Source organism: Hymenobacter agri (assembly GCF_054778495.1).
Window position 1 is genome coordinate 1 of the sequence record NZ_BAAGZM010000624.1, and the last position, 2,439, is coordinate 2,439.

General features: G+C 62.7%; 4 protein-coding genes. 2 read left to right on the forward strand and 2 right to left on the reverse strand.

Annotation, left to right across the window (positions count from 1 at the left end; genetic code table 11):
• The coding region (locus ACYVDE_RS20290; RefSeq protein WP_460503353.1) for a hypothetical protein at positions 1-252 on the reverse strand (252 nt) is incomplete at its 3' end.
• A 105-nt stretch (positions 253-357) separates the two neighbouring features.
• Between ACYVDE_RS20290 and ACYVDE_RS20295 the strand changes: the two genes are divergently transcribed.
• On the forward strand, positions 358-1,083 hold the full coding sequence (locus ACYVDE_RS20295) for a Bax inhibitor-1/YccA family protein (protein WP_460503354.1): 726 nt from the start codon (positions 358-360) through the stop codon (positions 1,081-1,083).
• 226 nt (positions 1,084-1,309) lie between these two features.
• Here ACYVDE_RS20295 and ACYVDE_RS20300 read toward each other — a convergent pair whose 3' ends face one another.
• Positions 1,310-1,552 (reverse strand): hypothetical protein, encoded by a 243-nt coding sequence (locus tag ACYVDE_RS20300; RefSeq protein ID WP_460503355.1) that lies wholly within the window; start codon positions 1,550-1,552, stop codon positions 1,310-1,312.
• Between the two features lie 181 nt (positions 1,553-1,733).
• Between ACYVDE_RS20300 and ACYVDE_RS20305 the strand changes: the two genes are divergently transcribed.
• Positions 1,734-2,439 (forward strand): hypothetical protein (locus ACYVDE_RS20305; RefSeq protein WP_460503356.1); only part of this gene is annotated, 706 nt, incomplete at its 3' end.

The following is a 2,439-nucleotide window of genomic DNA, read 5'->3' on the forward strand; positions in this document are numbered from 1 at the left end:
GTGGGCGTGGTCTTGCGGGCTGCTACCGATGAGGGCATCCTGCAGGTGCCAGGTGCCAGTTGCCAGCGGCTCGTCGGCTGCTTCGTAGCTGCCCTTACTGCCGGTTTCGAAGGTTTCGGGGAAGGGCGCAGGGGCTGGCTGTTGGGTGGTGCGGTCCGGCGGGCCGGCGGCGGAGTTGGCGGTTTCGGCCGACTGCTGCGAGCAGGCCAGCAGGCCCAGTGCGGCAAGGGTGAGGTAGGCAGATGCGTGCATGGGGCGAAGATATGCGCCGGCTCGGCCCCATTCCGGCCAACGAAAAACCATTGCGTAGCTTCGTCACCGTTATTCATCTTTCCAACCCCTTAGCTCACTCATTCAATGGAAGAAAATCAGTTCACCCCGCAGCCCCGCCCGGTCTACATCTCGGCTGAGGAGGCCGCTCAGGTACAGGCGCGCTTTTTTGCGCAGGTCTACGGCTGGATGGCCGCCGGCCTCGGCCTGACGGGCGGCATTGCCCTGTTTGCCTCCACTTCGCCCGCGCTGATTCAGTTCGTGTTCGGTACCCCGTTCGTCTTCATGGGCCTGATTATTCTGGAGCTGGTAGTAGTGGGCTTCCTGTCGGCCCGCATCTTCGACTGGAGCCTAGGCAAGGTGCAGGGGGCTTTCGTGGGCTACGCCCTGCTGAACGGCGTAACGCTGAGCTGCGTGTTTCTGGCCTATACGTCATCGTCCATCGCGTCCACGTTCTTCATCACGGCAGGTACCTTCGGCATCATGAGCCTCTTCGGCTACTTCACCAAGTCCGACCTGTCGGGTTGGGGCAAGCTGCTAAGCATGGCCCTCATCGGCCTGGTTATTGCCATGGTGGTGAACCTGTTTCTACGTAATCCGGCCGTAGAAATCTTTACCTCCTTCATCGGCGTACTGCTCTTCACCGCTCTCACCGCCTACGACACGCAGAAGCTGAAGCAGCTGGCGCTGCTGGGCGTGACGGAAGGCGAGGAGATGAGCAACAAGGCGTCTATTCTGGGTGCGCTCACGCTGTATCTCGATTTCGTGAACCTGTTCCTGTTTCTGCTGCGCATTTTTGGCCGGCGGCGCTAGGCGGATGTAATAAGCACCAAAAAGGCCCGCTGTTAGTACCAGCGGGCCTTTTTGGTGCTTAGAAAAGCCGGAACTAAGGTCTGATGAGTCGAGACCAGGATTTTATCAAGCGAAACCTTGATTTGGAAACCCGTGGCGGGGCTTTGGAGATGCGGCGCGGCAGTTTGGACGCTTAGTGCAGGGCTTGGGAAAAACAGGCCGATTATTCTGCTCCCGCATCTGGCCGCTACTGGCCCGTGGTCATGTCGACTTGCCCTTGGGTGCCGCCGTTGCTGATGGCGTTGACTTCGGCGCCTTTGGGCATGCCTTTTTTGTAGTGGTCGTAGCGGCGGGCGGTATCAACTGAATCCCGGGCATGTTCTTTGGCTACTTTGGCGGGGTTCACGCCGTAGGGGGTGCCGTCGGGCTTGGTGCCGCAGCCGGCGAGCAGAGCTAGCAGCAGCAGGCGGGCGAATAGGGTAGTGGACATGAGCAGCGAGCAGGTTTGTTAGCTCAACTGTACGCGTCATTTGTGGGGCCGGCTGCAGATTAATTGAAATTTAATGCCGCCCGCGCACGCTGGGCGCGGGCCGTAGCGGCGGCCGGCGCGGGCCGTGGACGGGTTGCCGGGTTACTTTTTCCGCGGCCGGGCATTGAGGAAAAAGTTCGGCATGAAACGGTCCAACCACCCACCAAACAGGTCCGCCGCCACCCGCCGCCGGGCGTTTTGCTACTGCCTGCCGGGCCTGCTGGCGGGCTTGGCCACGGCCTGCACCCCCGAGTGGAGCAACAGCGAAAGCGTGTACGTGCGCAACCAAACCGGCCAGCCGCTCCATCTCACGCTCACGGTGGCGCGCGCTGCCCTGCAACTCGATACGGTGTGGTGGGGCATCGATATGCACAGTTACGAGTACCGGGAAATGGGCTTCGTCCAGCGGCTCACGGATATCCGGGCCGACGGCCTGCAATACCCGCCCCCGATGCGGCTGCCGGTGCTGGTGCGTAACTCGGCCGATACGCTGGTGCGCGAGATTTTTCGGGAGCGCCGGCAAGACATCAATTTCCCGCACCCCTGGGACCAGGAGCCCTGGCTGACCCGCCAGGAGCAACCGCAGCCCGATACCGCCGAATGGGCGCGCGGGGTGGCGCTCGACCCGCTGCCCGGCGTACCGGATTCGGTGCGCTTCACGTTTGCCCTGGCCCCCGACAGCACTTTTCTGGTGGCCCGACGCAGCATGCGCCTCCACCACAGCGACCCCGACCGCATCGAAGGCGAAGACTTGTACCTGCGACCCGTGGTGCAGTGGACTAATGCCCGGGGCACGCACCGGCAGCCGGCTCCGGTGGCCGCCGCGCAGAACCTGCTGCGGGCCACCG

Coding starts and splice junctions, on each gene's coding strand:
- ACYVDE_RS20295 (WP_460503354.1), top strand. CDS start 358: ATGGAAGAAAATCAGTTCACCCCGCAGCCCCGCCCGGTCTACATCTCG.
- ACYVDE_RS20300 (WP_460503355.1), bottom strand. CDS start 1,552: ATGTCCACTACCCTATTCGCCCGCCTGCTGCTGCTAGCTCTGCTCGCC.